Origin of the sequence: Halomonas sp. ND22Bw, from assembly GCF_003011945.1 — a bacterium.
Taxonomy (GTDB): domain Bacteria; phylum Pseudomonadota; class Gammaproteobacteria; order Pseudomonadales; family Halomonadaceae; genus Halomonas; species Halomonas halophila.
In genome coordinates this window covers 1-260 of the sequence record NZ_PXWD01001185.1, presented here as the reverse complement: position 1 = coordinate 260, position 260 = coordinate 1, and the positions used below count along the sequence as shown (strand labels likewise).

The window sequence follows — 260 nt, the reverse complement described above, 5'->3', positions numbered from 1 at the left end:
GCGCCGAACCGGTCGGCGGTCCAGCCGCTCGCCGGAATGAACACCGCCAGCGACAGCAGATAGGAGGTGATCGCGAGCTTCAGCGTCAGCGGGCTGGTGACGATGTCGGCGGCGATCGCGGGCAGCGACGTCGCGATGACGGTGGAGTCCATGTTCTCCATGAACAAAGCGGTGGCGACGATCAGCGGGATCAGGCGTTTCTTGTTCATGGGGCGACCGGGCCGGGAAAAGCGGAAGGCGGGGTGAGGTGATTAGCACCG

The 260-nt window shown here is 65.4% G+C and carries 1 pseudogene; it reads right to left on the bottom strand.

What is annotated here, in order from left to right:
• Positions 1 to 209 (bottom strand): annotated as a pseudogene (locus CVH10_RS21920) (MFS transporter); the annotation flags it as partial.
• Between the last annotated feature and the right edge of the window lie 51 nt (positions 210 to 260).